The sequence below is a fragment of the Nonomuraea sp. SYSU D8015 genome, assembly GCF_008065375.1.
In the GTDB taxonomy this organism is placed as follows: domain Bacteria; phylum Actinomycetota; class Actinomycetes; order Streptosporangiales; family Streptosporangiaceae; genus Nonomuraea.
The window spans coordinates 120,091-145,302 of the sequence record NZ_VJYI01000005.1 but is presented as its reverse complement, the minus strand read 5'-3'; the positions used below and the strand labels follow the sequence as shown (position 1 = coordinate 145,302).

Here is a 25,212-nt window from a genome sequence, read left to right as displayed (position 1 = left end):
TCCTACGCGCTCTTCCCGGGGCCGGTGCCGCCCTTGGGGAGGGTGTATATCAAGATCACAAGGTCGACCATGAAGGAGACCGTCAACGTGGCCCTGCAGGAGATCGCCGAAAGGGCAAAGCGTCGCGAGGCCTTCGAGTACTGGCGTACCCAGGACAATACCGATCTCCTGGACCCGGAGATCATGAAGCATGCGTGGTAGCCACGGGTGTGGTCTACCTCATCGACAAGAGCGCGCTGGCGCGCATGCCGCACCCGGACGTCCACCGGGCGCTCAAGCCGCTCATGCTCGACAAGATGCTGGCGATATGCGAGGTCACCCAGCTGGAGGTGCTCTTCAGCGCGCGTGACCCGGAGGGTTACGAGCGGGACGCCTACCACCTGCACGAGGACTTCCGCTTCCTGTCGATCACCGAGAAGGCGGTGCCGTCCCGCGCCCTGGACGTCCAGGCGATGCTGGCGCGCAAGTCACACCATCGGGCGGTCGGGCCGAACGAACTGCTGATCGCCGCCTGCGCCGAGGTGCACGGGGCGACGGTGCTGCACTACGACCGCGACTTCGACGTCATCGCCGAGGTCACCGGGCAGCCCGCGCTCTGGGTGGTGCCGCCGGGCTCCATCCCCTAGCGCTAGGCCGTCGGCACCACCTGGAAGCCCTCCGCGTAGCGGCCCTCGCCGAAGCCGGCCTGTTCGGCCCAGGCGGCGAAGCGGCCCTTGACGAACTCGGCGAACCCTTCCACGTGCGACACCTGGCTCACATGCGACTGCAAGGCCGCGAGCTTGCGGTCCATGACGTCGGTGATGTCCACCCAGTGGTTCGGGGTCATGCCGCCGTTCAGCCAGACCTCCCGTACCGTCCACGCCTCCAGGCCCTCGTCCTTCAGCAGCTCGGGGAAGGCGTAGGGGTTGCGGGCGTCCGGGTAGACGGCGTCCAGGGTGGCGCCGCCGACCGCGCGGTGGTCGGGATGGCTGGGTGCGACGAACCGGTAGTTGCGATCCGGATGATGGGTGATGACCAGGTCCGGTCTGACCTGGCGGATCACGCGGGCGATGTCGCGCCGGAGCTCCAGGGACGGCACCACCTGCCCGTCCGGGTATCCCAGGAAGCGCACGTCGGTCACGCCGACGGCCTTGGCCGCGGCGCGCTGCTCCCCTCTGCGGAGCTCGGCCATGCCCGAGTTGTCCAGAGTGCGCTCGTTGCCGCCCGCGTCACCGTCCGTGATCAGCAGGTACGTGACCTCCACGCCCCTGTCGACGAAGAGCGCCACGCTCCCGGCGGAACCGAAGTCGGCGTCATCGGGATGCGCGGTCACGACCAGTACCCGGTTGATCTCGGCTTCCGCCAGCATGACTCCCCTTTCTTGACCTTCCTTTGAAGCACAACCGGAGCCCCGGCGATGGCATTCCATGCGCCGTTTGTCGGTCGGGCGGCTTAACCTAGGTGCGTGCCCACCCAAGTCTCTGTTGACCACCCCTTGCTCGACGGTCTCAACCCGCAGCAGCGCGAGGCCGTGATCCATCACGGCAGCCCGCTGCTCATCGTCGCGGGAGCGGGGTCGGGGAAGACGCGGGTGCTCACCCATCGCATCGCCTACCTCCTGGCCGAGCGCAAGGTGCATCCGGGCGAGATCCTGGCGATCACCTTCACCAACAAGGCCGCCAAGGAGATGAAGGAGCGCATCGACAAGCTGGTCGGGGCGCGCTCCAAGGCCATGTGGGTGATGACGTTCCACAGCGCCTGCATGCGGATCCTGCGGCGGGAGGCCAAGCGGCTCGGGTTCCCGTCCAGCTTCTCGATCTACGACCAGGCCGACTCGCAGCGGCTCATGGCCATGGTCTGCAGGGAGATGGACCTCGATCCCAAGCGCTATCCGCCGCGCTCGTTCTCGGCGCAGGTCAGCAACTTCAAGAACGAGCTGATCGACTACGAGACCGCGATGGAGAAGGCGGGCTCGCACCTGGAGAAGACGCTCGCGCAGGCGTACAAGGCCTACCAGCTCAAGCTGACCGAGGCCGGCGCGATGGACTTCGACGACATCATCATGAACACGGTGACGTTGTTCCAGCTCTTCCCCGACGTGGCCGAGCACTACCGGATGCGGTTCAGGCACGTGCTGGTGGACGAATATCAAGACACCAACCACGCCCAATACATCCTGATCAGGGAGCTGGTCGGGCATCCCGAGCTGCGGACGACGGACGGCGATCTGGTCAGGTCCGGGGCCGACCAGTCCGAGCTGTGCGTGGTGGGCGACGCCGACCAGTCGATCTACGCGTTCCGGGGCGCGACGATCCGCAACATCCTGGAGTTCGAGCGAGACTACCCGGACGCCCGCACCATCCTGCTGGAGCAGAACTACCGCTCGACCCAGAACATCCTGGCCGCCGCCAACGCCGTCATCTCGCGCAACGAGTCCCGCAAGCCCAAGAACCTCTGGTCCGACCAGGGCGACGGTCCCAAGATCGTCGGATACGTCGCCGACAACGAGCACGACGAGGCCATGTTCGTGGCCCAGGAGGTCGACCGGCTCAGCGACGAGGAAGACGTCAAGCCCGGCGAGGTGGCGGTCTTCTACCGGACCAACGCGGCCTCCCGGGTCTTCGAGGAGATCTTCATCCGCACCGGCCTGCCGTACAAAGTGGTCGGCGGTGTGCGCTTCTACGAGCGCAAAGAGGTCAAGGACCTGCTGGCCTACCTGCGCGTGCTGGCCAATCCGGCCGACGTGGTGTCACTGCGGCGCATTCTCAACGTGCCCAAGCGCGGCATCGGCGAGCGGGCCGAGGCGATGATCGAGGCGCTGTCGTCGCGCGAGGGGATCACGTTCTGGGAGGCGCTGCGCCGGGCCGACGAGGCGTACGGCATGGCGACCCGGTCGCTCAACGCCGTGCGGGAGTTCGTCGCCATGATCGAGGAGCTGATCGCCAAGGGCGAGGGCATGCCGCCGTCAGCACTGGCCGAGGAGGTGCTGGTGGCCACGGGCTACCGCGCCGAGCTGGAGGCCTCCGAGGATCCGCAGGACGAGTCGCGGCTGGAAAACCTCAACGAGCTCATCTCCGTGGCCTCGGAGTTCGAGGAGGCCAATCCGGAGGGCACGCTGGTGGAGTTCCTGGAGCAGGTGTCGCTCGTGGCCGACGCCGACCAGATCCCCGAGTCCGACGGCGGGCAGGGGGTCGTCACGCTGATGACCCTCCACACGGCCAAGGGGCTGGAGTTCCCCGTGGTCTTCCTGACGGCCATGGAGGACGGGGTCTTCCCCCACATCCGGTCGCTGGGCGAGCCGAAGGAGCTGGAGGAGGAGCGGCGGCTGGCGTACGTCGGGATCACCCGGGCGCAGAAGCGGCTCTACCTCACGCGGGCGGCCGTCCGCAGCTCGTGGGGGGCGCCGTCGTTCAATCCCGCCTCGCGCTTCGTCAACGAGGTGCCGGGCAAGCTCATCGAGTGGCGTACGGATCCGGAGAAGTCCGCCTGGAGCGCGGCCACCCGGCGGGAACCCGCCGCGCGGCCGGCGCCTGCCGCCAAGAGCGGCGGGGGCGGGCGCAAGGTGCCGTCGCTGACGCCTGGGGATCGGGTGTCGCACGACGCGTTCGGGCTGGGCACGGTGGTGTCCGTGGACGGGGTCGCCGAGAAGACCAAGGTCAAGATCGACTTCGGTAGCGGCGGCGAGAAGACGCTTCTCCTGGCCTACGCCCCCCTCGAGAAGCTCTGACGGCCTCCACACGGCATGGGGCGTTCTCTTCTCCCCTCCCCTCCTCGGGCTCCCTTCCTCGGGCTCCCTTACCTTCCCCTCCCCGGGGCCGGACAGGGCCGCGCCGCTGGACACCGAACAGGGCAGCCGCCGGAACCTCAGGACGGGAGCGGTGCCCGGGCGGGGCGAGGCCACAGTGCCGAGTGGAGCGGCGCCGCACGCCGGTTGAGCGACACGGCGTGCGGGCGGAAGCGGCAGTGCCGGGCCGGCGCGAGAGCCGGTGCGTGCCGGGTGACCCGTGGGGCTGCGCGGTGGCGCGGTGGCGCGGTCAGGGGCTCGATGGGAGGTGGGCCGTGACGAGCCAGCCGCGGCCCGTGTCGGGGCGGGCCGGGTCGAAGGGCGGCGGAACCGGGCGGCCGTGTTCGGAGGTGAGGTCCGTGAGATCCCTCATCGTGGGGTTCCAGGTGTGGCGCCGCAGCCAGGCGTCCAAGGGCTCCGCGGGGCCGCCCTGCCACATGGTGACGAGCTCAGGCGACACCTTCGCCCGGGCGGCGCGGAGTGTCGGTGAGTCCTCCATGTGGTCCAGAGCCAGGACGCTGCCGGGGGCGGACAGCTCGGTGATGCGGTTGAGGAAGAGATCGGCCGCCTCGGCGGGCAAGGCGTAGAGGATGCCTTCGGCGAGCCAGGCTGTGGACCTGCGCGGGTCGAAGCCGGCCTCGGTCAAGGCATCCGGCCAGTTCAGGCGCAGGTCGACGGGCACCTCCACGCGGTGGCCAGCGGGCTTGGCGTCGTGCTGGGCGAGGACGGCGGCCTTGAAGGCCAGGACGTCGGGGAAGTCGAGCTCGAAGACCGTGACGCCGGCGGGCCAGGCGAGACGGTACGCGCGGGCGTCCATGCCGCAGGCCAGCAGCACCACCTGGTCGCAGCCGCCCCGTGCGGCCGCAAGCAGGGCGTCGTCCAGGAACCGGGTGCGCACGCTCACCTGCTCGGTCATCACCTGGAGGAACTCCGCGGCGTTTCCGCCGGCCCAGGGGGACGAGGCGGCAACGGCGGCGAGGAAGAGCTCGGCGTAGGGGTCGGCGAACAGGCGGTCCGGGCGGCGGTTCTCCCGGGCGCGGAGGAAGGCGACGCCCAGGGCGGTCGCCCCGATTCCGGACAACTGGCCGGGGATGGTGGGTTCAGACGTCATGGGTCCCGCTCCCGTCATAAGTCGCTAAGTCCAAGTCCGAGAGCGATTGTTCGTTCTCTATACGACAGAGATCACGACGGCCCGGGGCAGTCAAGAACGTCCAGCCGGAACGACGCCGCGGCCTCGCCCAGGGCCTCCGGGACGATGGCCGCGACGACGCTTGAGCCGGACGTCGTCACAGCAGGGCGCTGCCCGCCTTCCACTGCGTCCAGTTGAGCTGCCAGTAGCTCCAGCCGTTGTTCCACTGCAGCTTGCGCTTGGTGCCGGTGATCTTCACGACGTCGCCGCGCTGGGCGATCGTGTAGAACCACTTGGCGCCGGCCGGGGTGGCGCGGACGCAGCCGTGGCTCTGGTTGGAGCGGCCGAGGAAGTGGTAGTAGCCGGCGCTCTGGTGGACGTACTCACCGCTGTCGGAGATGCGCACCGCCCACGGGATCTCCTCCTTGTAGTAGCGCGGGTCCTTCGGATCCGTCACGCCCATCCAGGAGGAGGTCATGGTCTCGACGGCCTTCTTGCCCATCGTGAGGTGGATGCCGCTGGTGGTCAGGTAGACGTCCACGCCGTTCCTGATCAGCCCACCCTTGCCGGCGCTGATCGGGATCTTCTTGGCCAGCTTGCCGTTGCGGTAGACCTTCATCTGATGCGTGCGGGTGTTGACCACGGAGATGTGCTTCGCGCCGACGGCGAAGCGGCGGGAGACGTCCTTGGCGCCGGTGTTGCCCGGCAGCTCGGACAACTTCGCGGTGAAGAGCACCTTCTGGTACGGCTGCCAGTACGTCTTGGTCCGGTAGATGACCTTGCGCGCCGACACCCAGCGCCAGGCCCCCTCGACCGGCTTCTCCGGCTCCACCACGAGCAGCGCCTCGACGGCCGCCCGGTCCTTGGGCTTCACGTCACGGTCGAACGTGACGATGATCGGGAAGCCGACGCCTACCTTCTCGGTCTTCTCCCCCATGGGGGTGATGTCGGCGATGCCGAGCTTGACCTTCTTCGCTGGAGCGGCGACGGCGGCGGCAGCGGGTGTCTGAACAGCGGGGGCGGCCTGGGGACGCGAGACGGGGACGGTCTGCGCCGCGCAGGCCGTCACGGTGACCAATGCCACCAAAGCCGGAAGCAACCGGGTGACGCGCTTCAAAGGGGTACTCCTGGACTATGTGCTTCGATCTACCTCCTTGTGTGACAACTGAGACCGGTGTTTCGTAGGCAGACTACTGATAACTTTCCTGTAACGGTCCAAACTAGGCCGTATCGGCCGTCAGACCAGGCGGCGAGCGGTGGCCCAGCGGGACAGCTCGTGGCGGTTGGAGAGCTGGAGCTTGCGCAGAACGGACGAGACGTGGGTCTCCACGGTCTTGACCGAGATGAACAGCTCCTTGGCGATCTCCTTGTATGCGTACCCGCGCGCGATCAGCCGCAGAACCTCGCGCTCGCGCTGCGTCAGCGAGTCGAGCTCCGGGTCGATGGACGGTGCCTCGGAGGAGGCGAACGCGTCCAGCACGAAGCCGGCCAGCCGCGGCGAGAACACCGCGTCGCCCTCGGCCACCCTGCGGATGGCGTCGGTCAGCTCCTTGCCGCTGATGTTCTTGGTGACGTAGCCGCGCGCGCCGCCCCTGATCACGCCGATGACGTCCTCGGCGGCGTCGGACACCGACAGCGCGAGGAAGCGGACCTGGGACCCGGAGCCGAGGACGCGGCGCAGGACCTCCTGGCCGCCGCCGCCGGGCATGTGCACGTCCAGCAGGACCACGTCGGGCTGCTGCTCGGCGATGGCCTTGACGGCCGACTCGACGTCCTCCGCCTCGCCCACCACCTCGATCGAGTCGCCCAGCTCGGCCCGCACGCCGGAGCGGAACAGCCGGTGATCGTCGACGATCAACACGCGCGTCATGCTCTCTCCACCTTCATCGTCAACATCACTTCCGTGCCCTCGCCGAGCTCGGTGCGTACGCGGGCCGTGCCTCCATGGCGTTCCATGCGCCCGACGATGGACTGCCTGATCCCCATCCGGTCGAGCGGCACCGCCTCGAGGTCGAACCCCTTGCCTCGATCCTTCACGAAAATCGTGGCCTCTTCACCCTCTACTTCCGCGTACACGGAAATGGACGGACTCTCAGAGTATTTCGCCGCGTTGACCATCGCCTGCCGGGCCGCCTTCAGCATGGCCGCCAGCCGGCCCCCCGAATCCAGATCGACGTCGCCCACGCAGACCACCTCGATGGGCACCCCGTGCGCGTCCTCCTCCTCCGCGGCGATCCTGCGTACGGCGGCCGCGAGCGTGGCGTCGGCGTCCTGGGCGGGCTGGTAGAGCCAGTTGCGCAGCTCGCGCTCCTGCGAGCGGGCCAGCCGGGTGACCTCGCGCGGGTCGTGGGCGACGCGCTGGATCAGCGTGAGCGTGTGCAGCACGGAGTCGTGCACCATGGCGGCGACCTCGGCGCGCTCCTCCTGCCTGATGCGTTCGCGCCGCTCCAGTTGCAGCTCTTTCCACAGGCCGGCGAGCCAGGGCGTGGCGATGACGGCCAGCCCGCCGACGACCACGACGGTGAACAGCAGCCCCGGCCTGGCCTGCGCGAATTCGTCCTGCACCACCAGGAACCCGATGGCCCCGCCCACGACGAGCAGCACGCCGAGCAGCGTGCGCACCCGGTTCTTCCTGATGCTCTTGGACGTCCCGCTGACCCAGTTCTTGCGGCGTTCTGGATCGGCCTGCTGCCACAGGATCAGCGCGCCGATCCCGCCGACGGCGAACGGCAGCATCCCGAGCCCGCCCTGCGAGGCTCCCGTGATCCAGCCGAACGCGAGCAGCGCCATGCCGATCGCGCTGAAGGCCGCGAGCTGGCTCCAGTCCCGCTGCGGCGCCGGCCCCTCGTACGGCTGCCGCGGCGTGATCATCCACAGCACCGCGTACGCCACCGTACCGATCCCGTCCACGACGCTGAGCAGCATGAACATCAGCCTGATCACGACGGGATCGAGCGAGAGCTGCGTCGCCAGCCCCTGAGCGACGCCGCCGATCAGGCGGCCCTCCATGGGGCGCATCATGCGCCGGTAGGGCGCGTCGCCGGTGGGCTCGGCGAGAGTCTTCTGGTCAGCCATAACATGGCCATCGTCACACGCCAGGGAAGTCCCGGGCATCAGGGAACGACCCCCGGGTCGGGTCAGGGGTGTCCCGGATGCGAGCACACCGCGCGCGGGTCCACGATGGTGGCATGTCAGAAGCTCCACCCAGAGAACCGGCCACCACCCGCAAGGTGCTGCGACGCAGCAGCGAGGGGCGCATCCTCATGGGAGTGTGCGCGGGGCTCGGGCGGCACACCGGCATCGACCCGGTGGTGTTCCGCGTGGCCTTCGCCATGCTGATGCTGGGCTCCGGGGTGGGGCTGTTCCTCTACATAGCGGCGTTCCTGCTGATGAAGGAGCCGAACGGCGGCCCCGGGCTCATCGAGCAGTGGACGCGCAGGGATTTCGACGCCGAGGCCGTCATGGCGCTGCTGACGGCGGTGCTCGCGGGCGGGCTCGGGCTCAACCTGGCCACGATCTGGCTGGACGCGGGCACGCTGGTGGTGGGTGTGCTCCTGGCGGTCTCACTGCTGGCGGCGCACGCCAGCGGTGTCGATCTGCTGGGGGTGGCCCGGTCGATGCCGGAGCGGCTCAGCCGCAGGCGTACGGCGGAGCGGGCCGCGCCGTCCTACACCAGCCCGGAGCCCGCTCCCCCGGTACGCCCCGCGCCCTCGCCCCCGCCCGCGGCTCCGTCCCGGCCCGCCGAGGAGACGACCGTGACGCCGCCGACGGCCGCGGCCTCCGCCCTGGCGCAGGAGCGCGCCGAGGCCACCCCCCGGGAAGAGGTCATCCCCCGGGAAGCGGCCCAGCCCGACGAGACCGCGGCACACGCGGATGAGACCACTGCCCATGCCACCGAGACGGCGACCCACGCCGGCGAGACCGCGGCCGGTGAGACCCACGCCGGCGAGACCGCGCCCGGTGCGAGCGACACGACGGCACGCGGCGACGCGGTGACCGCGCAGCACCCCGTCCCGCCGTACCAGCCGCCCGCCCACCGCCCCCAGCCCAGGCCCGCAGTCGGCCACACCCGCTACGGCGAGCCCTTCGCGCCCCACGGCCCCTACAGGCCGCTGGACCCGGCCAAGCGGGCGGGCGACCAGTCGCCGTACGACCCCATCCTGTACGGCCGCCCGGTCCCCAGACCCGAGCGCAAACCCCGGCCGAAGTCGTTCATCGGCGTCATCACCATCCTGCTGGCAATCATCATTGGAGGGATCGTCGTGGCGGTCCAAGCCAGGTCGGCCGCCGGAGTGAGCCCGACCATCGTCGGCGGCGCGATGCTCATCACGATCGGCGCCGGGCTGCTGGTCGCGGCCTGGTGGGGCCGCGGCGCCGGGCTCGTGGCCGCCGGCACCACGGTGGCGCTGATCTTGAGCCTGGGCCTGACGCTCGGCGGCCTGCCGAGGAACATCGGCTCGTCCGAGTGGTCCCCCACCACGCTCGCCGAGCTGAACGCCGTCTACGACGTCGGCATCGGCGACGGCCGGCTGGACCTGTCGGACCTGAAGCTGGCGCCGGGGACGACGGCGACGGTCAACACCGCGATCTCGCTGGGCGAGCTGGAGGTGATCGTGCCGTCGACGGTCAGGCTGGAGGTGCACGCCACGAACAAGGTCGGCGACATCACGGTCGACCAGTCGATCAGAGGCGGCGTGAACGTACGCCTGGACAAGGTGCTGGAGCCGGAGACGAAACCGGACGGCGCGGTCTCGACACTCGTGCTCAACCTCAGGGGCGGGGTCGGCGACATGGAGGTGCGGCGTGCCGCGTGAGATCGATCGGCCCCGGCAGTTCCACAGGACGGACTGGATGGCCCTGCTCAGCGGCGTGCTCTTCGTCGTTCTGGGCATCCTGATAGTGACACGCGTGATAAGAGATCCGCTGGTCCTGGTGGGGGTCATGGTGCTGGGGCTGGCGTTCGCAGGGCTGGTAGCGATCATCGCCCGAGCGGTCCGGCGGTAAGTAACCCTTGACCGGGAAAAACACGGGCGTAGGTTCGGGTGTGTCCGCCTTTCCCCTGCTCCTGAGGGAGGACGTATGCCCCGAATCACCGTCACCGTCGACGGGATCAAGTACGAGGAGGACGTCGAGCCGCGGCTCCTGCTCGTCCATCTGCTACGAGAACGGCTGGGCAAGACCGGCACCCCTGTCGGCTGCGACACCAGCAACTGCGGCGCCTGCACGGTCATGCTGGACGGAAAGAGCGTCAAGAGCTGCTCGGTGCTCGCCGTCCAGGCCGACGGGTGCGACGTCCTGACGATCGAGGGCCTGGGCGTCAACGGGTCGATGCACCCGATGCAGCAGGCCTTCCACGAGGAGCACGCGCTCCAATGCGGCTTCTGCACGCCCGGCATGGTCATGGCCGCGATAGACCTCCTCAGGGAGGATCCCGATCCCTCGGAGGAGACGATCAGGCACGGCCTGGAGGGCAACCTCTGCCGCTGCACCGGCTACTGCAACATCGTCCGCGCCGTCCGCAGGGGCGCCCAGGAAATGGGGCAGGCGGTGAGGACGCCATGACGATCCAGCAGGAGGCAGGCCGGGAAGTAGGCAGGCCCAGGAAGCGCAAGGAGGACGCCAGGCTGCTGACGGGGCGCAGCCGGTGGACCGACAACCTCTCGCGTCCGGGCATGCTGCACGTGATGTTCCTGCGCAGCCCGATGGCGCACGCCAGGATCACCAGGGTCGACGTGTCGGGGGCGCGCGGCCTGCCAGGGGTCGTGGCGGCGTTCAGCGGCCAGGACTTCGCCGCCGAGCAGGGCAGCCTCCCGTGCGCGTGGCCGGTGAGCGAGGACATCGTCATCCCCGACCACCCGCCGATGGCGGTGTCGGAGGTCCGGTACGTCGGCGAGGCCGTGGCCTGCGTGGTCGCGACCGACCGCTACCGCGCGGCCGACGCGCTGGAGGCCATCGAGGTCGACTACGAGCCGCTGCCGGCGGTGCTCGACATGAAGCAGGCGCTGACCGCGGACAGCCCGAAGGTGCACGAGGCGGGCAACAAGGCGTTCAGCGTGAAGATCAACTCGGGTGACATCGAGGCCGCGTTCAGGGACGCGCCGATCATCATCGACAGAACATACCGGCAGCAGCGGCTCATCCCGTGCGCGATGGAGCCCCGCGCGGTTCTGGCCGACACCGACGGCGACACGTTCACGGTCTGGTCGGCCACGCAGATCCCGCACATCCTGCGGGTCATGCTCGCGGTCGTGACCGGCATCCCCGAGCACCAGATCCGGGTGATCGCCCCCGACGTGGGCGGCGGATTCGGCTCGAAGCTGCAGGTCACCGCCGAAGAGGTGCTCTGCCTGCTGATGGCGCGCAAGCTCGGCAAGCCGGTCAAATGGGCGGAGTCGCGCTCCGAGGGCAACCTGACCGTGCACCACGGCCGCGACCAGATCCAGCACATCCGGCTGGCCGCCGACGCCGACGGGCGCATCCGCGGGCTGCAGGTCGACCTGCTGGCCGACATGGGGGCGTACCTCATGCTGGTCACGCCGGGCATCCCCATGCTGGGCGCGTCGATGTTCAACGCGATCTACAAGATGGACGCGTACGAGTTCGGCTGCACCGGCGTGTTCACCACCAAGATGCCCACCGACGCCTACCGCGGCGCCGGCCGCCCGGAGGCGACGTTCGCCATCGAGCGGGTGATGGACGAGCTGGCCGCCGAGCTGCACATGGATCCGCTGGAGGTACGCAGGCGCAACTGGATCAAGCACGAGGAGTTCCCGTACACCACGATCTCGGGGCTGACCTACGACTCGGGCAACTACGAGGCGGCGACCGACAAGGCCACCGCGATGTTCGGCTACGACAAGCTGCGGGCCGAACAGGCCGACCGGCGGGACAGGGGCGACCCCGTGCAGCTGGGGATCGGCGTCAGCACGTACACCGAGATGTGCGGCCTGGCGCCGTCCAGGATGCTCGGCGAGGCCAACTACGCCGCCGGCGGCTGGGAGCACGGCGCGGTGCGCATGCTGCCCAGCGGCAAGGTCGAGGTCATCACCGGCACGTCCCCGCACGGCCAGGGGCACGTGACGGCGTGGAGCCAGATCGTGGCCGACGCGCTCGGCGTGCCCTTCGAGGACGTCACGGTGCTGCACGGCGACACGGCGATCGCGCACAAGGGCATGGACACCTATGGCTCGCGCTCGCTGGTCATCGGCGGCATCGCCGTGCTGAAGGCGTGCGAGAAGGTCAGGGACAAGGCCCGCAAGCTCGCCGCGCACGTGCTGGAGTGCTCGCCTGACGACCTGGAGTTCGAGGCCGGGGCGTTCAAGGTGCGGGGCACGGAGTCGCAGAAGACCATGCAGGAGCTGGCCTGGGCCGCGTTCACGGCGCACGACCTGCCCGACGGCGTGGAGGCGCGGCTCGACTCCGACGCCACGTTCGACCCGGAGAACTACTCCTTCCCGCACGGGACCCACCTGTGCGCGGTGGAGGTGGACACCGAGACGGGCATGGTGAAGATCCGCTCGTACGTGGCGGTGGACGACGTCGGCAAGGTGGTGAACCCGCTGATCGTCGAGGGCCAGGTGCACGGCGGCATCGCGCAGGGCATCGGGCAGGCGCTGTTCGAGGAGGCCGTGTACGACGCCGAGGGCAACCTGCTGACCACGACGCTGGCCGACTACCTGCTGCCGTCGGCGGCCGACCTGCCGCCGTTCAGCCTCGACCGGACCGAGTCGCCGGCGACCAGCAACCCCCTCGGCGTCAAGGGAGTGGGCGAGGCCGGGACGATCGCCTCGACCCCGGCCGTGGTGAACGCCGTCGTCGACGCCCTGCGGCCGTTCGGCATCCACGACATCGAGATGCCGTGCACGCCCGAGCGCGTCTGGCGGGCCGTCTCAGAGGCGCAGGAAGGAGTGCGGCGATGATTCCCGCGCAGTTCGACTACGTGCGCCCGGAGTCGCTCTCCGAGGCGTCGCAGGTTCTCGCGTCGGACGAGGACGCGAAGGTCCTGGCCGGCGGGCAGTCGCTGCTGCCGCTACTGCGGCTGCGGCTGGCGTACCCGTCGACGCTGGTGGACGTCGGCCGGCTGCCGGAGCTGAAGGGCGTGCACGACCGGGGCGACCACGTGTTCATCGGCGCGATGGCCACGCACGACGAGGTCATGCGCTCCGACGTCGTGCGGGCCGGGTGCCCGCTGGTGGCGATGGCCGCCGCCCACGTGGCGGATCCGGCGATCAGGCACCGGGGCACGTTCGGCGGCTCGCTGGCCCACGCAGACCCGGCGGGCGACCTGCCGGCCGTGGTGCTGGCCCTGGACGGCGTGTTCGTGGCCAGGTCGGCGCAGGGCGAGCGGGAGATCCCTGCGGCCGAGTTCTTCGTCGACTACTGGGAGTCGTCGCTGGGGCCCGGGGAGATCCTGGCCGGAGTCAAGATCCCGAAGCTCGGCGAGGGCTGGGGCTTCCAGTACGAGAAGTTCCACCGGACCGCGCAGGCGTGGGCCATCGTCGGCGTGGCGGCGGCCGTCAAGCGCTCCAACGGCGCGATCACGGAGGCCAGGATCGGGCTGACGAACATGGGCCCGACGCCGCTGCGGGCGCGGGCGACCGAGACCGCGCTGCAGGGCATGGAGCTGGGCGACCAGCTGCGGCAGGCGTGCGAGGAGGCGGCGGCGGACACCTCGCCCCCGGCGGATCTGCACGCCCAGCCGGACTACCGCCGGCACCTGGCCAGGGTCCTGACCCACCGCGCGGTGCGCACCGCCGCGGGCGCCCCCTGACCACCCGGGGGCGCCTCTCCCTGGGGCGCCCCCACAGGGTGGGTGGTCGGGGTGTCTTCCATATCGGCAGAAGGAGCGGAGCGATGGCAATGCGGTTCGAGCACGAGTTCACTGTTCCAGTCCCGATCGAGCAGGCCTGGGCCGTGCTGCTCGACGTCGAGCGGGTCGCGCCGTGCCTGCCAGGGGCGACACTCGACATCTACGAGGGCGACGAGTTCACCGGCAGGATGAAGGTCAAGGTCGGCCCGATCACGGTGACCTATCGCGGCTCCGCCAGGTTCGAGGATGTGGACAAGGACTCCCACACGCTCACCATCCAGGCGTCGGGGAAGGAGGCCCGGGGCTCCGGCACGGCCTCGGCCACGGTCAAGGCCCACATGGCGCCGAGCGAGGGCGCCACGGCGGTGACCGTGGAGACGACGTTCAACGTGACCGGGCGGCCCGCGCAGTTCGGGCGGGGCGTGATGGCCGAGGTGGGCGCGAAGCTCATCGACAAGTTCGCGGAGAACCTGGCCCAGCTGCTGTCCGAGCCCACTGTCGAGCCCGCTCCCGCGCAGCCCCAGAAGGAGGAGCGGCAGGAGGAGGAGCGGCACCTCACCGCGGTGCCCGCGCCGGAGCAGGAGCTGCGCCCGGGAGGCACGCAGCGGACGTCGCGCACGGCCGACGAGGAGGCGCTCGACCTGCTGGAGATCGCCGGTCAACCGCTTCTGAAGCGGCTGGCGCCCGTCGCGGGCGCGATCGTGGGGCTCCTGCTCATCGTCTGGGTGATTCGTCGCTTTAGGCGGTAATTTCCGGCAGATGCTCTGATTTTCGGCAACAGTCCATCAAGTCCGGACACTTCTCCCAACCCGGGGGAAGCTCCATCCCCGCAGGCTGTTGGACCAGCGGGGGGACTTGGGATGCCGGACTGCACCGTTGTCGTGATCACCTACAACGACGCGGCCCGACTGCCCAGGGCTGTGCGTTCCGTGCTCCACCAGTCGCTGCGCGACCTGGAAGTGATCATCGCCGACGACGCCAGCACGGACGGCACGCCGGAGGTGGCCGCCCGGCTGGCGGGCGAGGATCCGCGGGTGCGCTACCTGCGCAGGGAGACCAACAGCGGGGGCTGCGGCGCGCCGCGCAACGCCGGGATCGACGCCGCGGCGGCGCCGTACGTGATGTTCCTCGACAGCGACGACGAGCTGCCCAGGCACGCGTGCAAGAGCCTGGTCGCCGAGATCGAGCGGACCGGGGCCGACTTCGTGTCCGGGCAGATCTCGCGGCTGTTCGAGGCGAGCGGGCGGCTGCAGCCGTACTATCCGTCGCTGTTCGCCAGGCGGCGCGTGGTCGAGGGGATCCGCGAGGATCCCGAGCTCTTCCTGGACTCCTTCAGCACCAACAAGCTCTACGACGTGGACCGGCTGCGGAGCCGGGGGCTGCGCTTCCCCGAGGACATCCACTACGAGGACCACGTCTTCGCCGCCGGGTTGTACGCCGTGTCACGCAGGTTCGCGATCGTTCCCTGGGTGGTCTACCACTGGCACCGGGCGCCGGCGAACAACTCGATCTCTCTGAGCATCGACGACATGGAGAACGTGCGGCAGCGGGTCATCGCGGCCCGCATGAGCGACGAGGTCCTGCGCGCGCACGGGGCCGGTGACCTGGTGCCGCATCGGCAGCGCCGGTTCGTGCGGCAGGACCTGCGGGTCTATCTCAATCCCCTGCCGGCGCGGGATCTGGTGTGGGTCAAGGAGTTCGCCTCGATCGTGCGGCCGTACCTTGCGGAGATCTCCCCCGGGGTGCTGGACGAGGCCGAGCCGCTGGAACGGGTCTGCTGCAGGCTGATCCTCGACGACCGGATCGAGGACCTGCGGATCGCGGCGGGCTCGCTCACGGGGCCGAGGGCCGCGCCGCGGGCGGCCGTGCAGCTCGACGGGCGGACATATTGGGGCACCACGGTCTCACCCGGGCTGGACATCACCCGGCTGCGGCTGGCCGAGCTGCCGTTTTCCGCCTCCAGGCTGCGGCACGAGGCGACGGACCTCACCGGTGACGGCGAGCGGGTGCGGATGACCGTGCGGACGTACGACCCGTTCGGCGTGCTGCCGGCGGAATGGACGGCCTTCCTTCAGCTCGGCAGGCGGAAGATCCCCATAGATCCGCAGCCGATCGGCGAGCCGTCGAAAGAGGGCGGCTACGTCAGCGAGGTCGTCTTCACCCCCACCGGCAGATGCGACCCGCGCATCGGCTTCACCAGGACCTCCGACGGGCACACCACGACGGACCGGATCATCGTCGACCCCGGCACCCCGCCGATCGAGCTGCCGGGGTGCCGGGTGCAGGCCGAGGGCTACGCCGCGTACCTGTGCGTGCGGCCGGACCCGGCCCCGCGGTCGCTGTGGCGGCGGGTCAGGCGGGCGCTGGTGAAGCGGGTCAGCACCCCCCGGAACAAGCTCCGGGCGTACAAGCTCATGATCAAGGTGTTGCCGCAGCGTCAGGACCTCGCGTTGTTCGAGTCCGACGTGGGCAAGGGCTACAGCGGCAGCCCGCGGGCCGTCTACGAGGAGCTGCGGCGGCGCCGGCTGCCGATCGAGGTGGTCTGGTCGGTGGCCGCGGGCCGCCGGAACTTCCCGTCCGACGCGCGGCTCGTGCGGCGTGGGAGCTGGCGGTACGTCTATACGATGGCGCGGGCCGGGATCTGGGTGGACAGCCACGGGTTCCCACTGGACTACCCCAAGCCGCGTGGCACCCGCTACCTGCAGACCTGGCACGGCCAGGGCATCAAGTCGATCGGCTTCGACGCGCCCGACCTGCGGGCCGACTTCGACGCGCCGCGGGCCCGGTGGCGGGCGGCGGTGGCGCGGTGGGACGCACTGGTGTCGCCGAGCGCGGAGTTCTCACGGATCTTCGTGCCGTCCAACGGCTACACCGGCAAGGTCTACCGGTACGGGACGCCGCGCTGCGACGCGCTGGTCAGGGGCGAGTCGACCGGCGACGTGCGGGAGCGGCTGGAGATCCCACCCGGGCGAAAGATCCTCCTTTATGCGCCTACGTACAGGGATCGCGCGAAAGGCAGCGGCAAGTCCGTACGGGCGGACCTGGAGCTGATGGCCGACGAACTGGCCGACGACTGGGTCGTGGTCCTGCGTACGCATCCGGTCGAGCGCTACAGCCCGCCCGAGCACCTGCTGCACTTCGTCCGGCCCGCCGGCTCCTATCCCGAGATCAACGACCTGATGCTGGCCTCGGACGCGCTCCTGACGGACTACTCCTCCGTCATGTGCGACTACGCGATCACCGGCAAGCCCATGGTGTTCCTCATCGACGACTGGGACGACTACCGGCTGTCGGAGCGCGGCGTCTACCACGACCTGCCCGCGATCGCGCCCGGCCCCTGCGTCACGACGACCGGGGAACTGGTGGACGTGATCAGGCGGCTGCCCGAGGTCCACGCCGCCTTCGCCGAGCGGTACGCGGCCTTCCGCGACCTGTGGTGCGCCGACGAGCGCGGCGACGCTGCCGCCCGCGTGGTAGAGGACTTCTTCCGGTGAGCGTGGTCTTCGCGTGCCTGGACGCCGACACCCTCGGCGGCATCCAGCAGGTCACGCACACACTGGCCCAGGGGCTGGCCGGTCGGGCCCACGAGGTGCACGTGATCGGCCTGCAGCGGTCCCGATCGCCCTTCCGCTACGTGGACCGGCCGCTCTACCACCACCACGTGATCACGGCCGACCGGCGGCTGAAGAAGCTGCTCCGCGCGATCGAGCCGGGGTACGCGGTCATGACCTCGCCGTCCGTGGTGATCAGGCTGTCGGGGCTGCTGCCTGCCGGGTTCCGGCCGATCGGGCAGTATCACGGCTCGTACGACCATGCCCGCGGCTGCTGGCATTTCGCCTCCATCAGGAAGCACTATCCCGCGCTCGACCAGGCGGTCTTCCTGAGCGAGGACGACGCCTGGCGCTTCTCCGAGCACGCCCTGCTGCCCAACGCCTGGACGCTGCCCAACCCGCTGGCCCCCTGGCCCGAGGAGACGTCCGCCCTCGACTCGCCCCGGGTGCTGGGCGTGGGCAGGCTGGAGGGGGTCAAGCGGTTCGACCGGCTGATCAGCGCCTTCGCCCGCTCGGGTGCGCCACCGCCGTGGGAGCTGCACCTGATCGGCGAGGGCGCCGAGCGGGAGCGGCTGCGCGCGCACGCGGCCGGAGAGGGCGTCGGCGACCGGGTGGTCTTCAGGGGCCTGCTGCCGGCCGCGCGCATGCCCGCCGAATACCTGAACGCCTCGGTCCTGGGGCTGACCAGTGAGCACGAGGGCCTGCCGATCGTGCTGCTGGAGGCGGGGGCGCACGGGGTGCCGTCGGTGGCGTTCGACGTGTCGGGCGGGGTGCGGTCCGCGGGTCCGGTACCCGTGCCGCCGGGGGACGTGGACACCTTCGCGGCGGAGCTGAGGCGGCTGGTGGACTCGGTGGAGGAGCGGCGGCGCCTGGGGGCCGCGGCCCGGGCACGGGCCGCGGCCTTCCGCCTCGACCGCGTGCTGGACCGCTGGGAACAGCTGTTCGCCCACATCGAGCGCTGAGCCCGTCTCCCTCCAGGCGCCGGCCCCATCCTGGCCCCCGCACTTCGGCGGAGGTCCTTTGGGAGTCAGGGGGGATGCGCAACAGTATGCAACGCGCACACTCCCCAAAGGACCGGCGCGGAGGTCCGAGGCCGGGGTCAGACGGCGGGTTCGCTCACCTCGGTGCGCTGGCGCGGGACGCCGGCCAGCGACCGCTGGCGGGAGGTGAGCATCGCCGCCACCGGGCTCGGCTCGCGCAGCCGGTTGAAGCGGTCACGCATGTGCTTGCGCATGCGGCTGGCCCTGCGCTTCTGCATGGTCTTCTGACAGGTCGTGATGTGCTCCTTGGCCGGCTTGGGCGCGCCGCTCAGCTCGTACCCCATGGACTCCAGCCGATCGCCGAGCATGTGCTCGCACAGGGCGATCTCCCAGTCCTCGAGCCGATTGGCCCAGCTGCCCACGCGGGTGCGGATGACCTCGCCGTGCGTGTTGCTGTGCCAGACCTTGTGCTGCGGCACGGCCACGCTGGCCGCCTCGCGCGGGGAGATCATCGACGGGGCGAAGTCCTCTTCCAGGAAGTCGCAGAGCTTCTTCAGCTCGGTCGCCGGGTCGTCGGTGAGGTCCTCGTAACGCAGTTCGTAGTACGTGTCCGCGGGCAGCGTGCGCTTCAGCTTGCCGCCCGCGTCGATGGCCTCGGCCCAGGTGGAGATGGCGTGGAAGGAGTCCAGGGTGTACCAGGGCATCTCCTTCAGCGAGGACACGCAGTCGCGGCCGTCCCTGATGAGGTGGATGAACTGGGCGTCGGGGAACATCCTGAGCAGCATGTCCACCTGCTTGACGTAGCTCGGCCGCTTGTCGCCCCAGCGGACCTTGTCGAAGCGGTCGGCGTACATGCGGAAGGCCGTGCCGATCACCGAGCCGAGCGAGCCGGGGCCGGCCACGGCCTGCCTGACGAACTCGTCCTTGTCGATCTTGAGCTCGCGGAACTTCGTGCTGCGGTCGGTGGCGATCCACTCCGCCAGGGCGCGGCGGCGCTGGGCGACCCGCAGGTCGCCCCACTTGCGGCGCCGGTAATAAGCCGGAACCACGAAGCGGGTCTCCGGTGGGACGGCCATGCGCGGGTGCGAGTGCAGCATGAGCTGGAGCATCGTGGTGCCGGAGCGCGGGCATCCTACGACGAAGACTGGCCGGTCGGACATTTCGTTCTAACCCCCGAAAACTTAGACGAGAACGTGCTCTCGGCTCTCCCGAGAGGAGGCGACGGCGTGCCTGCGCGTGAAGCGCCACATCCGGTAGACAAGGAAGACCTCGTTGGCCAGCAGCAGGGCCCCGGCCAGCGCGGCGAGCGGGATCAGCGCCCATGCCCCCGCGAGGGGCGCGACCACGAACACCGCCGCGTGGAACTCGATGCCGCTGATCAGGTGAGAGCGGACCCGGTGCCGGGCCAGGAACCTGTTGAGCCGCCGGAAGAAGCCGCGCTGCCGCGGCCCCCGCTCCAGCGAGACGCGTTCCAGCGGCTCGGTGAGCGTCTGCTCCAGCGAGACGGGCTCCAGCGGCTGGGTGTGCGCCTGCTCCAGGGAGAGGCGCTCCAGCGGGTCGGCGTCCTCGTCCGGCTCCGGCTCGTTCCGCGCCTCCCTGACGGCCTCGCGGACGCGCTTCATCTGCGGCGCGTTGACGTACCTGAACAGGTCCAGCACGGCCACCGCCGCGCCGAGGACCACGTAGCGCACATCCCCGGTCAGGGCGTACTGACCGGATGCCAGTCCTCCGGCGCACACGACCACCCTGATCCGGTCCCCCACGTAGTCGAGCCAGAGGCCGAAGGGTGTCCCCGTGCCCTTGAGCCTGGCGATTTTGCCGTCCACGCAGTCGATCATGAAGCTGAGATAGAAGACGACGGCGCCCGCCACGAGCTGGTTCATCGTGAAACAGGCGGCCGACACCATGCCGAGGACCAGCGAGAGCACGGTGAGGCCGTTGGGCGTCAGCCGGGTGTGATTGGCGACGGGAAGGGCGACCCGGCAGGCGACCGGGTCCACGAAATACACGGTCCACCAGGAGTCTCTCCGCTTGCGTGTCTCGTAGACGTCATCGAGCGAATAGGTCCTCATGGAGACCAGCATGAACACGACACGCGCTCGTGTGATTACTGTCTGGAACTACTGGGTGATGTCCATGCCGGTTCTTGACCAACCCGGCACCGACAACCGCCATGCGGAATTGGCCTCGCCATCCCTGAGCCAGCCTTTGAGCACCAGCCCGCGCGTCTCGGTCCGCGCCTGCAACCGCCAGGTGGGCCCGCCGCCCTCCAGCCGCGCCGGGTCGATGGTGGTGACGAACCCGTGGCGGCGCGAGCGCCGCACGTCCAGCGGGATCTTGCGGCGGCCGTCGCTGAGCCACAGGTTGAGCCGGTCGATCCGGCGGTCGACGCGGTGGATCGCGACGTGCCCGCGCACGCGGTATTCGGCGCCGGTCCACGTGCATTCCTCTACCCTGGCGATCAGTTTGAGCTCGTCGCGGGCGTCGAAGACGTCGTCGGGGATCTTGAGCCGGCGGTCGCGGAAGAAGGGGTAGTCGCCGAACCAGCGGGCGTTGCGCCGGCCGCGCGGCACGATGCGGGCCGCGTCCTCGCGGGAGCGCCGGAAGTCGCGGATGGTCCGCAGCTCGCGCACCAGACCGCGAGCCATCAGGTGCAGCTCCAGGCGGCGCAGCGACGGCGCGGTGGCCAGCGCGTGCGGGCTCAGCGCGGCCATCCAGGCGCGGGCCAGGTCGAGCAGCGGCTCCGGCTCCTCGCTCGACTCCAGCGCCTGGAACAGGAAGATGATGTCCTTCTCCAGCACCAGCGCGTCGAAGCCGTCGAGCAGCTCGGGCGCCCGCTCGTCGAGGAAGGAGCGCACCGCCCGGATGGCGGTCAGCCGCTCGTTCAGGTTGGACAGCTCGTTCCGGCACTGCGTGATGGACGACTCGCGCCTGCGCCAGTGATAGACCACGTCGCCGACCATGTCCACACTGGTGGCCAGCACGTGCGCCTGCATGGCGACCGGGACGTCCTCGTAGATGCCCGCGGGGAACTCCAGCCCGGCGCGCTCCCAGAAGTCGCGCCGGTAGACCTTGTTCCAGACCGTGCGGTCCCGGATCAGGACCTGTTTGTCGGTGATGTGAGTGCACAGCTCGGGCCGCCTGAACACCTTCTCGTGCAGGATCGACTCCTCCAGCGCGCCGTCCACGAGCCGCGCCACCGCACCGCACGCGAGGTCGGAGCCGGTCTCGGCCAGCCTGGCGACCATCCGCTCGTACGCCTCCGGCGGCACGACGTCGTCGGCGTCGGCGAAGGCGATGTACGTGCCCCGGGCCTGCCCGACCCCCTTGTTGCGGGCCGGCCCCGGCCCCAGGTTGCGCTGCTCGATCAGCAGGAAACGGCCGTCCCGGGCGACGAAGTCCTCGGCGATCCGCCTGCTGCCGTCGCAGGAGCCGTCGTCGACCATGATGACCTCGAGGTCGTCCAGCGTCTGGACGGCCAGCGACTTCAGGCATTCGGTGAGGTACTGCTCCACGTTGTAGAAGGGGACGACGACGCTCAGCAGGGGGATCATGCCAATGTGCTCCTTGGCTGTCGGGAGTTGGGATCGAGGGCAGCATGCCTCGCGGTCCCCGCTCGAGACCTGAGCCTGATGAGCTCTTTACCGGACGCATAATCCGCTACGTTATGGAGTGGCTCGATCGCGAAGCGTAGGGGGCGCGATGCTGAGGAGTGTCCGGGACGACGATCTGCCCGCCATGCGGCGCTGGCGCAACCACCCGCGGGTGCGGGCCTCCAGCTTCACCACACATGAGATCGGCGAGGCAGAGCACGCCCGATGGTGGGCGGCCGTCCGCGCCGACGCGACCAGGCGCGTGCTGATCTACGACCACGAGGGCGCCGCCGCGGGCGTGGTCGCCTACTCGAGCCTCACGCGGGAGAGCGCCACCTGGGGCTTCTACCTCGACCTCGACGGGCTGCAGCGGGCCGGGACGCTGCTGCGGGCGTGGATCGGCCTGGAGCGGGCGGCCATCGACCACGCCTTCGGAGCGCTCGGGGTGAGTGCGCTGCGCGGCGAGGTGCTGGCCGACAACGAGCCGGTCAGGGCACTGCACCGGCGGTTCGGGTTCGCCGAGGTCGCGACCTACCGGCGGGACGTGGACGGGGCGCCGCGCGACATCGTGGCCGTCGAGCTCAGGAAGGAGCTCTCATGATCTCCATCGCGGGGCGGGCGATCGGGCCGGGCAATCCGCCGTTCGTCGTCGCCGAGATGTCCGGCAACCACAATGGGGGCCTGGAGCGGGCCCTGGCCATCGTCGACGCGGTGGCGCGCTCGGGGGCGGACGCGCTGAAGCTGCAGACGTACCGGCCCGACACACTCACCGTCGACGCCGACGGGCCGGCGTTCCGCGTGGGCGACGGGCACTCGCTGTGGGGCGGGGAGCGGCTCTACCGGCTCTTCGAGCGTGCCCACACGCCGTGGGAGTGGCACGAGCCGATCTTCGAGCGGGCGCGCGAGCACGGGCTGGTCGCCTTCTCCTCGCCGTTCGACCCGACCGCCGTTGAGCTGCTGGAGAAGCTGGGCGCGCCGGCGTACAAGATCGCCTCCTCGGAGATCGTGGACCTGCCGCTGATCAGGCTCGCCGCCGCCACCGGCAAGCCGCTGATCATCTCCACGGGGATGGCGACGGCCGGCGAGATCGACGCCGCCGTGACCGCCGCACGGGAGGCCGGGTGCACCCAGCTCGCCGTGCTGGCGTGCACCGCCTCCTACCCGGCCGCGCCTTCCGAGAGCAATCTGCGGGCGCTGCCGCTGCTGGCCGCGCTCACCGGGGAGGTGGTCGGGGTCTCCGACCACACGCCCGGCATCGGGGTACCGCTGGCCGCGGTGGCGCTGGGGGCCTGCCTGATCGAGAAGCACGTGACCGTGTCGCGCGCAGAGGGCGGGGTGGACGCCGCGTTCTCCCTTGAGCCCCGCGAGCTCGCGACGCTGGTGGAGGAGAGCCGGCGGGCCTGGGAGGCGCTGGGGAGCGCGGTGATCGGGCCCCGGGCGTCGGAGCGCGAGGGGCTGCGGTTCCGGCGGTCGCTGTACGTGGTGCGCGACGTGCGGGCCGGTGACGTGGTGAGCGCCGGCAACGTGCGATCCATCCGGCCGGCCGGCGGGCTGCCCCCGGACGCGGCGCGTGACGTGATGGGGCGGCGCTTCGTCCGGGACGTCCCCATGGGCACGCCGCTGAGCTGGGACCTGATCTAGAGCAGGGCCAGGAGGGCGTCGGCCACGCGTTCCCTGCCCTTGCCGTCCACCAGGCCGCGGCCCCGGCCGCCGTGCTCCTCGCGGGCGGCGGGGTCGGCGAGCAGGCGGGCCAGCGCGGCGACGGCCTCCGCGCCGGGCGCGCCGCCCAGGCCTGCCGCGACACCCCTGCCCACGAGCTCGCGGTAGCCGATGAGCTGGTTGTCGGCCACCCAGGTCAGCGCCGTGGGCACGCCGAGGTAGAGCAGCTCCCAGATCGCCGAGCCGGCCGCGGTGACCACGAGGTCGGCCTCGGCCATGAGCTCCGGCAGCCGGTCCGTCGGCGGGATGACGGTGATCGGCCCGCCTGCCGCGAACGGCGCCGGGCTGACCACCGTGCCCTCGAAGGGCACGCCGGTCGCCCGGAGCGCGTCCGCCCACGCGGGGACGACGCCCGCGCTGTCGGTGCCGCCGAAGAAGCACAGCACCCGCGGCACCGCCCCGTCGCGCCGCGGCGCCCGCGTGCGCCACCTGACGCTGTCGCGCAGCAGCACGTAACGCGCCCCGGTCAGCGACTCGGAGAGGAGGACGCGGCGTTCGGCGCCGAGGTTCTGGTCGAGGTAGAGGTCGGCCTCCTGACCCCGCGGGTCGCCGTCGACGATCGCCAGCACCGCCAGCCCCGCGTCCCGGAGCACGGCCCCGGTCTCCGCCGGCAGGTGGTACGAGTCGAGCACCATCGCGTCGAGCCGGAACTCCCTGGCCAGGGCCGCCAGCCGCGCAGGCGTCCGAGGGGCGGCGACCAGCGGCAGCGCGCGCTCCCTGAGCTGCGCCCTGGCCCAGTCGGACCCGTGCACCGCGCCGAGGAAGAGCACGTCCACGCCGCGCCCCCGCAGCTCCTCGGCCAGCGCCACGCAGCGCACCAGATGTCCGACGCCGCTCTTCACCCCGGCGTCGCAGCGGAAGCCGACCGCGGTCATGCGTCCTGCAGCGCCTTCTGCCGGACGTGGGCGTTGAGCCCGCACACCTCGGGCCGCTCACGCAGCCAGCCCACCAGTGTCCTGGTCGGCACGCAGCCGTCGCCCAGCTCGCTCACCACGCGGGAGATGAGCCGCCAGTCGTCCTCGGTGTCGAGCGTGACCCGCAGGTCGTCGGCGACCGGGCGATAGGCGAGCCCGAGCAGCCGCGCGTCGCCAGGGTGCTCGTAGACGTAGGAGGTCACGTGGGTGCGGTGGTAGGCGTCGGCCTCCCGGTCGGCCCGATCGAGCGCGGCCCTGCCCACGATCTCCACGTCGAGCCCGCGCGGCATGGTGCGGGCCAGGCTGGTGCTGAGGTAGTCGAGCCCGGGCACGGCCCGGTAGACGAGCGCGGCCTCCCTGATCACGGTGGGGTCGAGCAGCGGGCAGTCGGCCGTGAACCGCATCACGGCATCCCCCGCGCGCCCCTCCAGCGCCTGCACGAACCGCGTCAGCACGTCGTCCACCGGCCCCCGGTGGCAGTCGACGCCGAGCCGGCGGCACTCGGCGACCACCACGTCGTCGGCGGCCAGGGTCGTGGTGGCGACCACGAGGTCGTCGAGGGCGTGCGACTCACGTGCGGCGCGAACCACCCACCCCAGGACAGAACGACCGCCCAGCTGCCGCAGCACCTTCCCCGGAAGGCGGGTGGACCCCATACGAGCCTGAATGATCCCGACAATACGCACAGCAGCCCCATTCCCCCGTGTGACAGTGCGTCATTGACCGATCGCGCTATGCTACCGCCCGGCACGCG

The 25,212-nt window shown here is 70.5% G+C and carries 23 protein-coding genes; 13 read left to right on the top strand and 10 right to left on the bottom strand.

Annotated features, from left to right (window positions below):
* The first annotated feature begins 69 nt into the window (after positions 1–69).
* Both ID574_RS61680 and ID574_RS23130 read left to right on the top strand, forming a co-directional pair.
* Complete coding sequence (locus tag ID574_RS61680; protein ID WP_262496038.1) at positions 70–201, top strand: hypothetical protein; 132 nt, start codon at positions 70–72, stop codon at positions 199–201.
* On the top strand, positions 195–626 hold the full coding sequence (locus ID574_RS23130; RefSeq protein WP_188191043.1) for a PIN domain nuclease: 432 nt from the start codon (positions 195–197) through the stop codon (positions 624–626). The genes ID574_RS61680 and ID574_RS23130 overlap by 7 nt, the downstream gene beginning before the upstream one ends.
* Positions 627–628: 2 nt before the next feature.
* Here ID574_RS23130 and ID574_RS23125 read toward each other — a convergent pair whose 3' ends face one another.
* Entirely contained in the window at positions 629–1,348 is a 720-nt protein-coding gene (locus tag ID574_RS23125; protein ID WP_188191042.1) for a PIG-L deacetylase family protein, read from the bottom strand.
* A gap of 96 nt (positions 1,349–1,444) precedes the next feature.
* Here ID574_RS23125 and pcrA point away from each other — a divergent pair, with 96 nt between their 5' ends.
* Positions 1,445–3,706: a DNA helicase PcrA gene (pcrA, locus tag ID574_RS23120; RefSeq protein ID WP_442939320.1), complete on the top strand. Its 2,262-nt coding sequence runs from the start codon at positions 1,445–1,447 to the stop codon at positions 3,704–3,706.
* Positions 3,707–4,013: 307 nt separating this feature from the next.
* On the opposite strand, the gene ID574_RS23115 is transcribed toward pcrA, so the two are convergent.
* From ID574_RS23115 to ID574_RS23100, 4 genes are all read right to left on the bottom strand, one after another.
* Positions 4,014–4,874: an SAM-dependent methyltransferase gene (locus tag ID574_RS23115; RefSeq protein ID WP_188191041.1), complete on the bottom strand. Its 861-nt coding sequence runs from the start codon at positions 4,872–4,874 to the stop codon at positions 4,014–4,016.
* Positions 4,875–5,049: 175 nt separating this feature from the next.
* Positions 5,050–6,009, bottom strand: coding sequence for a L,D-transpeptidase (locus ID574_RS23110; RefSeq protein WP_188191040.1), 960 nt, complete (start codon positions 6,007–6,009; stop codon positions 5,050–5,052).
* A 120-nt stretch (positions 6,010–6,129) separates the two neighbouring features.
* Positions 6,130–6,762: a response regulator gene (locus ID574_RS23105; RefSeq protein ID WP_188191039.1), complete on the bottom strand. Its 633-nt coding sequence runs from the start codon at positions 6,760–6,762 to the stop codon at positions 6,130–6,132.
* Entirely contained in the window at positions 6,759–7,967 is a 1,209-nt protein-coding gene (locus ID574_RS23100; RefSeq protein ID WP_188191038.1) for an ATP-binding protein, read from the bottom strand. The genes ID574_RS23105 and ID574_RS23100 overlap by 4 nt, the downstream gene beginning before the upstream one ends.
* A 113-nt stretch (positions 7,968–8,080) precedes the next feature.
* On the opposite strand from ID574_RS23100, the gene ID574_RS23095 reads away from it, so the two are divergent.
* The 8 genes from ID574_RS23095 (at position 8,081) to ID574_RS23060 (ending at position 18,214) form a co-directional block, all read left to right on the top strand.
* Positions 8,081–9,706, top strand: coding sequence for a PspC domain-containing protein (locus tag ID574_RS23095; RefSeq protein ID WP_188191037.1), 1,626 nt, complete (start codon positions 8,081–8,083; stop codon positions 9,704–9,706).
* Positions 9,696–9,896 (top strand): hypothetical protein, encoded by a 201-nt coding sequence (locus ID574_RS23090; RefSeq protein ID WP_188191036.1) that lies wholly within the window; start codon positions 9,696–9,698, stop codon positions 9,894–9,896. The genes ID574_RS23095 and ID574_RS23090 overlap by 11 nt, the downstream gene beginning before the upstream one ends.
* A gap of 75 nt (positions 9,897–9,971) precedes the next feature.
* Positions 9,972–10,454 (top strand): (2Fe-2S)-binding protein, encoded by a 483-nt coding sequence (locus ID574_RS23085; protein WP_188191035.1) that lies wholly within the window; start codon positions 9,972–9,974, stop codon positions 10,452–10,454.
* Positions 10,451–12,811 (top strand): xanthine dehydrogenase family protein molybdopterin-binding subunit, encoded by a 2,361-nt coding sequence (locus tag ID574_RS23080; RefSeq protein WP_188191034.1) that lies wholly within the window; start codon positions 10,451–10,453, stop codon positions 12,809–12,811. The genes ID574_RS23085 and ID574_RS23080 overlap by 4 nt, the downstream gene beginning before the upstream one ends.
* Complete coding sequence (locus ID574_RS23075; RefSeq protein ID WP_188191033.1) at positions 12,808–13,662, top strand: FAD binding domain-containing protein; 855 nt, start codon at positions 12,808–12,810, stop codon at positions 13,660–13,662. The genes ID574_RS23080 and ID574_RS23075 overlap by 4 nt, the downstream gene beginning before the upstream one ends.
* An 83-nt stretch (positions 13,663–13,745) precedes the next feature.
* Positions 13,746–14,450, top strand: a complete 705-nt coding sequence (locus ID574_RS23070; protein ID WP_188191032.1) for an SRPBCC family protein — start codon at positions 13,746–13,748, stop codon at positions 14,448–14,450.
* Between the two features lie 111 nt (positions 14,451–14,561).
* The gene (locus ID574_RS23065) at positions 14,562–17,195 is read left to right on the top strand and encodes a bifunctional glycosyltransferase/CDP-glycerol:glycerophosphate glycerophosphotransferase (protein WP_188191031.1); all 2,634 of its coding nucleotides are present in this window, start codon (positions 14,562–14,564) and stop codon (positions 17,193–17,195) included.
* Positions 17,192–18,214, top strand: coding sequence for a glycosyltransferase (locus ID574_RS23060; protein ID WP_188191030.1), 1,023 nt, complete (start codon positions 17,192–17,194; stop codon positions 18,212–18,214). Before ID574_RS23065 ends, ID574_RS23060 begins: the two co-directional genes overlap by 4 nt.
* Before the next feature lie 137 nt (positions 18,215–18,351).
* Here ID574_RS23060 and ID574_RS23055 read toward each other — a convergent pair whose 3' ends face one another.
* From ID574_RS23055 to ID574_RS23045, 3 genes are read right to left on the bottom strand one after another with little or no spacing between them, the layout of a single operon-like run.
* A complete protein-coding gene (locus ID574_RS23055; RefSeq protein ID WP_188191029.1) occupies positions 18,352–19,392 on the bottom strand; it encodes a sulfotransferase family protein in 1,041 nt (346 codons plus the stop codon).
* A 21-nt stretch (positions 19,393–19,413) separates the two neighbouring features.
* Positions 19,414–20,304, bottom strand: coding sequence for a CDP-alcohol phosphatidyltransferase family protein (locus ID574_RS23050; RefSeq protein WP_223166978.1), 891 nt, complete (start codon positions 20,302–20,304; stop codon positions 19,414–19,416).
* Between the two features lie 48 nt (positions 20,305–20,352).
* Positions 20,353–21,786, bottom strand: coding sequence for a glycosyltransferase family 2 protein (locus ID574_RS23045; protein ID WP_188191028.1), 1,434 nt, complete (start codon positions 21,784–21,786; stop codon positions 20,353–20,355).
* Between the two features lie 148 nt (positions 21,787–21,934).
* Between ID574_RS23045 and ID574_RS23040 the strand changes: the two genes are divergently transcribed.
* Both ID574_RS23040 and pseI read left to right on the top strand, forming a co-directional pair.
* A complete protein-coding gene (locus ID574_RS23040) occupies positions 21,935–22,426 on the top strand; it encodes a GNAT family N-acetyltransferase (protein WP_188191027.1) in 492 nt (163 codons plus the stop codon).
* Positions 22,423–23,466, top strand: a complete 1,044-nt coding sequence (gene pseI, locus ID574_RS23035; protein WP_188191026.1) for a pseudaminic acid synthase — start codon at positions 22,423–22,425, stop codon at positions 23,464–23,466. Before ID574_RS23040 ends, pseI begins: the two co-directional genes overlap by 4 nt.
* Here the strand turns inward: pseI and ID574_RS23030 are convergent.
* Together ID574_RS23030 and ID574_RS23025 are read right to left on the bottom strand one after the other, a co-directional pair.
* Positions 23,463–24,419, bottom strand: coding sequence for a PseG/SpsG family protein (locus ID574_RS23030; protein WP_188191025.1), 957 nt, complete (start codon positions 24,417–24,419; stop codon positions 23,463–23,465). The two genes, pseI and ID574_RS23030, sit on opposite strands and share 4 nt — an antisense overlap.
* Positions 24,416–25,144, bottom strand: coding sequence for a cytidylyltransferase domain-containing protein (locus ID574_RS23025; protein WP_188191024.1), 729 nt, complete (start codon positions 25,142–25,144; stop codon positions 24,416–24,418). The genes ID574_RS23030 and ID574_RS23025 overlap by 4 nt, the downstream gene beginning before the upstream one ends.
* Positions 25,145–25,212: the final 68 nt, after the last annotated feature.

Coding starts and splice junctions, on each gene's coding strand:
- ID574_RS61680 (WP_262496038.1), top strand. CDS start 70: ATGAAGGAGACCGTCAACGTGGCCCTGCAGGAGATCGCCGAAAGGGCA.
- ID574_RS23125 (WP_188191042.1), bottom strand. CDS start 1,348: ATGCTGGCGGAAGCCGAGATCAACCGGGTACTGGTCGTGACCGCGCAT.
- ID574_RS23115 (WP_188191041.1), bottom strand. CDS start 4,874: ATGACGTCTGAACCCACCATCCCCGGCCAGTTGTCCGGAATCGGGGCG.
- ID574_RS23105 (WP_188191039.1), bottom strand. CDS start 6,762: ATGACGCGCGTGTTGATCGTCGACGATCACCGGCTGTTCCGCTCCGGC.
- ID574_RS23100 (WP_188191038.1), bottom strand. CDS start 7,967: ATGGCTGACCAGAAGACTCTCGCCGAGCCCACCGGCGACGCGCCCTAC.
- ID574_RS23095 (WP_188191037.1), top strand. CDS start 8,081: ATGTCAGAAGCTCCACCCAGAGAACCGGCCACCACCCGCAAGGTGCTG.
- ID574_RS23085 (WP_188191035.1), top strand. CDS start 9,972: ATGCCCCGAATCACCGTCACCGTCGACGGGATCAAGTACGAGGAGGAC.
- ID574_RS23080 (WP_188191034.1), top strand. CDS start 10,451: ATGACGATCCAGCAGGAGGCAGGCCGGGAAGTAGGCAGGCCCAGGAAG.
- ID574_RS23075 (WP_188191033.1), top strand. CDS start 12,808: ATGATTCCCGCGCAGTTCGACTACGTGCGCCCGGAGTCGCTCTCCGAG.
- ID574_RS23070 (WP_188191032.1), top strand. CDS start 13,746: ATGGCAATGCGGTTCGAGCACGAGTTCACTGTTCCAGTCCCGATCGAG.
- ID574_RS23065 (WP_188191031.1), top strand. CDS start 14,562: ATGCCGGACTGCACCGTTGTCGTGATCACCTACAACGACGCGGCCCGA.
- ID574_RS23055 (WP_188191029.1), bottom strand. CDS start 19,392: ATGTCCGACCGGCCAGTCTTCGTCGTAGGATGCCCGCGCTCCGGCACC.
- ID574_RS23050 (WP_223166978.1), bottom strand. CDS start 20,304: ATGAGGACCTATTCGCTCGATGACGTCTACGAGACACGCAAGCGGAGA.
- ID574_RS23045 (WP_188191028.1), bottom strand. CDS start 21,786: ATGATCCCCCTGCTGAGCGTCGTCGTCCCCTTCTACAACGTGGAGCAG.
- ID574_RS23040 (WP_188191027.1), top strand. CDS start 21,935: ATGCTGAGGAGTGTCCGGGACGACGATCTGCCCGCCATGCGGCGCTGG.
- pseI (WP_188191026.1), top strand. CDS start 22,423: ATGATCTCCATCGCGGGGCGGGCGATCGGGCCGGGCAATCCGCCGTTC.
- ID574_RS23030 (WP_188191025.1), bottom strand. CDS start 24,419: ATGACCGCGGTCGGCTTCCGCTGCGACGCCGGGGTGAAGAGCGGCGTC.